Raw genomic sequence first — 4,113 nt, 5'->3', positions numbered from 1 at the left:
CGGGAGGTCACGGACGAGCCGCGACCGAGGAAGTCACCGGTGGCCAGCTGTCGCAGCACGGGCCAGCCCAGGAAGCTCGAATCCTTGGGTGCCATCGTCGACTCCGTTCCTCACCGACCTGACGTGATCGTAGCCACACCGTAGTCCTTCGTTGTCCTGTGCGGGAGGGGGGTTCGTGCGCAGCGCCGTTCGCCCTCGGTTACCGACCGGTCAGTGCAGTCGACGGGAGTGCAGCACCCGGACCCGCTCGGCAAGGACCTCGTCGGGACCGTCGACCACGGCGTCCGGGACGATCGCGGTGACCGGCAGCGGCGCGACGGGGGCCGTGGGCAGGCCGAGCTCGGCGGTCCAGGAGAGCAGCTGCTCGGTCGAGCTGGCGCAGACGGTCCGACCGAGCCCGACCCAGCCGTGGGCGGCGGCGCACATGGGGCAGTGCTCACCGGAGGTGTAGACGGTGGCCGCGGTCCGCTCCGCGGGGGTGAGGTGCTCGGCCGCCCACCGCGCGATCGCGAACTCCGGGTGCCGTGTCGCATCGCCGCCGGAGACCCGGTTGTGGTCCTTGTGGAGCACGCGGCCGTCGGCGGCCACGAGGACGGAGCCGAAGGGTTCGTCGCCGGAGACCAGCGCCCGCTCCGCCAGGTCCACCGCACGCTCCAGGTGTTCTCGGTCCGCAGCGTCGATCATGTCGGCAGCGTGGCACACGCGGTTGGGTGCAGGTGCGGACCGGAGGCGACGAAGGGGGAGGATGGCGCCATGAGCTTCCCCCTGGCCGACCGGACCTTCGCCGCGGTCATCTTCGACAACGACGGGACGTTGGTGGAGTCCGCCGGACCGGTGCAGCGCTCCTGGCTGCGCTGGGCCAGGGAGAACGACGTCGACCCCAGGCTGCTTGCCGGCTCCCACGGGCTGCCGGCCGCGGCGATCATCGAGCGGGTGGCGCCCCACCTGGACCCCGCCGCGGCGCTGGAGCAGATCGAGTCCCTGGAGCTCGCTGACCTCGACGGGGTCCACGCCCTGCCCGGTGTGCTCGAAGCGCTCGCAGCACTCGCTGTCCCGGTGGGAGGCCCCGCAGCGTTCGCCATCGCGACCTCGGCGACGCGGCCCCTGGCGCGGGCCCGGTTGACGACCGCCGGCATCGAGGAGCCGGAGCTGCTCGTCACCGTCGAGGACGTCGAGCGGGGCAAGCCGCACCCGGACCCCTTCCTGCTCGCGGCGGAGCGACTGGGCGTCGACCCGGCCGACTGCCTGGTCTGCGAGGACGCGCCGAGCGGAATCAGCGCGGCGAAGGCCGCGGGCTGCGCTGTCCTGGCCGTCACGACGACCTCACCGACGGAGGAGCTGGCCGTGGCCGACCTCGTCGTCGGGGCGCTCGACGAGGTGCGTTTCGTCCGCGAGGGCGGACGGGTGCGCATCACGCCGGCCTGACGGGGGCGGGTTCGCGGCCCGACGCAAGCCCTTGTCATGATGTGAGACATGACACACCCGGACACCATGGCGGTGCACGGTGGGCGCGAGGACCTCGCAGCCCTCGGAGTGCACGTCCCCCCGATCGACCTCTCCTCCACCTACCCGGTCACCGACCTGCACTCGGGTGGGGGCTCCTACGAGACGCTGGCCACCGGCGGACGCCCGGACGAAGGGGGCGTCAGCTCGCTGGTCTACCAGCGACTGTGGAACCCCAATGTCGACCGCTTCGAGCGCGGCGTGGCCGACCTCGAGCACGCCCCGGGTGCAGTCGCCTTCGCCTCCGGGATGGCGGCCTTCAGCGCCACCCTCATCGCCTGCATCTCGGCGGGGGCCCCACACGTCGTGGCCGTCCGTCCGCTCTACGGGGGGAGTGATCACCTGCTCGCCACCGGAATGCTCGGGACCGAGGTCACCTGGACCACACCCGGTGGCGTCGCAGAGGCCGTCGCCTCCCGCCCGGACGACACCGGGCTGGTGCTCATCGAGTCTCCTGCCAACCCGTCGCTGGAGATCGTCGATGTCCGCGCGGTCGTCGAGGCCGCCGGGAACGTGCCGGTCATGGTCGACAACACCTTCGCGACCCCGGTGCTGCAGCAGCCGCTGGGCCTCGGGGCGGCGCTGTCGATGCACTCAGCGACGAAGTACCTGGGCGGTCACGGCGACCTCGTGGGAGGGGTCGTGGCCACGAACGAGGAGTGGGCCCGTCGGCTCCGGCAGGTCCGCGCGCTCACCGGTGGCCTGCTGCACCCGATGGCGGCGTACCAGCTGCACCGCGGCCTGCAGACGCTGCCGGTGCGGGTCCGCGCCCAGCAGGCGAGCGCGGGCACGCTCGCGGCATGGCTGTCCGGCCACGAGATGGTCCAGGAGGTCCGCTACCCCGGCCTGCCCGGCTCGAGCGTCCCGGACGGTCAGATGAGCGGTCCCGGCGCGATGATCGCCTTCCGCCCGCGTGGCGGCGCTGCGGCCGCGGCCGAGCTGGTGACGCGGTGCGAGCTGATCACCCACGCGGTCTCCCTGGGTGGCGTGGACACCCTCATCCAGCACCCTGCCTCCCTGACCCACCGCCCCGTCGAGGAGTCGGCGAAGCCGGGGGAGGACCTGCTGCGCCTGTCCGTCGGGCTGGAGGACGTCGAGGACCTGCGGGTCGACCTGGACCGGGCGCTGCGCGGCTGCTGACCTGCCGTCGGCTCGCACGAAGGGGAGGTCCGCCGCGTGAGGAGCTCGCGTTCCGTGCCCAGTGGTTCACCGAACGGTTGAGGCGTGCCGGATCAGTCGCCACAGTGCATGCTAGGGGATCGTCACTCACCTTCAGGAGACTGGACAGATGCAGGACTCAGAGCTCGCCGATGTCGTGGAGCGGCTGTCGACCGAGCCGGAAGAGGACTACACGCTCCAGCGGGTCGTCGACCAGGCGGTCGTGAACATCCCCGGCTGCGACATGTGCAGCATCTTCGTGCAGCAGCGCGGAACCGTGGACGTCGGGGCGCAGACCGACCTGCTCGCAGCCCGCATCGACGGTCTCCAGCTCGAGTTCGACGAGGGACCGTGCCTCTCCGAGCTGCGCCACCACGAGATCGTGTCGGTCCCGAGGACGGAGACCGAGGCGCGCTGGCCACGATGGAGCCGGGCGGTGTGGTCGGAGGGGGTGCGTTCGACGCTGAGCGTCCGACTGGCCACGTCCGAGCCCTACCGCGCCTGCCTCAACATGTACTCGCGTGAGGTGGAGGCCTTCGACGAGGACGCCATCGACCGGGCGATCATCTACTCCCGTCTGGCCGCGGTGGCCCTGCTGAAGGCACGGGAGATCTCCGGGCTGCGCAGCGCCCTGCACAACCGGCTCGTCATCGGGGTGGCCCAGGGAATCCTCATGGAGCGCTACGGCCTCAGCCTCAACCGCTCCTTCGAGGTGCTGCGACGCCGCTCCAACGAGACGAACACCAAGCTGCGCGACGTCGCCCAGGAGATCGTCGACGGCTTCCCCAGCAGTACCCCTGACGCGGTCCGGTCGAGTGCCCGAGGCAAGAAGCCGACACCGTCCTGAGCTGCCTCATCAGGTGACGCTGCCACGTCGGTGTCCCGGGAATGCGACGGACGGGAGTGGGTACGCCGGGAGGGATGCACCTACGACGAAGGGAGCTCCCGTGACCGTCCCGACCACCAACGGCCGCGAACGCGTGGTCGTCGTCGGCAGTGGGTTCGCCGGCTTCGAGGCTGCCCGAGGGGTGTCCCGGCGACTGCGTCGGGCCCAGCACCCGGCCGAGGTCGTGCTCGTCTCCCTGCACGACTACATGCTGTACACCCCGTTGCTGCCCGACGTGGCCGGTGGGCTCATCGACCCGCGCTACGTGGCGGTGCCGCTGGCGAACGAGCTGCCGGACGTGTCGCTGCGCCCCGGGTGCGTCGACCGGGTCGACCTGGAGGAGCGGACCCTGCACGTCAGTGGGTGTGCACCGGAGGACGAGGAGATGCACTGGGACCGGCTGGTCCTCACGCCCGGGTCGGTGACCAAGCTCCTCGGTGTCCCCGGGGTCGCCGAGCACGCCCGCGGCCTCAAGACGGTTGCCGAGGCCCTGTACCTGCGCGAGCAGTTCCTCCAACAGCTCGAGCTCGCCGAGCACGAGCCCGACCCGCAGGTGCGGCGGGCCC

The 4,113-nt window shown here is 71.6% G+C and carries 5 protein-coding genes; 4 read left to right on the top strand and 1 reads right to left on the bottom strand.

Going from position 1 to position 4,113, the window contains the following annotated elements; all coding sequences use genetic code 11:
- Positions 1 to 210: 210 nt before the first annotated feature.
- On the bottom strand, positions 211 to 684 hold the full coding sequence (locus JCO01S_RS15085) for a nucleoside deaminase (protein ID WP_068257620.1): 474 nt from the start codon (positions 682 to 684) through the stop codon (positions 211 to 213).
- 69 nt (positions 685 to 753) lie between these two features.
- On the opposite strand from JCO01S_RS15085, the gene JCO01S_RS15080 reads away from it, so the two are divergent.
- The 4 genes from JCO01S_RS15080 to JCO01S_RS15065 all read left to right on the top strand — a co-directional run.
- Positions 754 to 1,425: an HAD-IA family hydrolase gene (locus JCO01S_RS15080; protein WP_068257617.1), complete on the top strand. Its 672-nt coding sequence runs from the start codon at positions 754 to 756 to the stop codon at positions 1,423 to 1,425.
- 48 nt (positions 1,426 to 1,473) lie between these two features.
- Positions 1,474 to 2,643: a trans-sulfuration enzyme family protein gene (locus JCO01S_RS15075; RefSeq protein WP_068257614.1), complete on the top strand. Its 1,170-nt coding sequence runs from the start codon at positions 1,474 to 1,476 to the stop codon at positions 2,641 to 2,643.
- A gap of 148 nt (positions 2,644 to 2,791) precedes the next feature.
- On the top strand, positions 2,792 to 3,508 hold the full coding sequence (locus tag JCO01S_RS15070) for a GAF and ANTAR domain-containing protein (RefSeq protein WP_068257611.1): 717 nt from the start codon (positions 2,792 to 2,794) through the stop codon (positions 3,506 to 3,508).
- 100 nt (positions 3,509 to 3,608) lie between these two features.
- Positions 3,609 to 4,113, top strand: a 505-nt coding sequence (locus JCO01S_RS15065; RefSeq protein WP_169796971.1) for an NAD(P)/FAD-dependent oxidoreductase, incomplete at its 3' end; no start/stop codon positions are given.

This window comes from Janibacter corallicola NBRC 107790, assembly GCF_001570965.1.
GTDB classification, from domain to species: Bacteria; Actinomycetota; Actinomycetes; order Actinomycetales; family Dermatophilaceae; genus Janibacter; species Janibacter corallicola.
Note: the sequence above shows the minus strand (reverse complement) of the source record. Positions and strands in the feature narration are given on the sequence as shown.

What these genes read in the sequence shown, in the direction of transcription:
- JCO01S_RS15085 (WP_068257620.1), bottom strand. Translation starts at nt 684, where the DNA reads ATGATCGACGCTGCGGACCGAGAACACCTGGAGCGTGCGGTGGACCTG.
- JCO01S_RS15075 (WP_068257614.1), top strand. Translation starts at nt 1,474, where the DNA reads ATGACACACCCGGACACCATGGCGGTGCACGGTGGGCGCGAGGACCTC.
- JCO01S_RS15070 (WP_068257611.1), top strand. Translation starts at nt 2,792, where the DNA reads ATGCAGGACTCAGAGCTCGCCGATGTCGTGGAGCGGCTGTCGACCGAG.
- JCO01S_RS15080 (WP_068257617.1), top strand. Translation starts at nt 754, where the DNA reads ATGAGCTTCCCCCTGGCCGACCGGACCTTCGCCGCGGTCATCTTCGAC.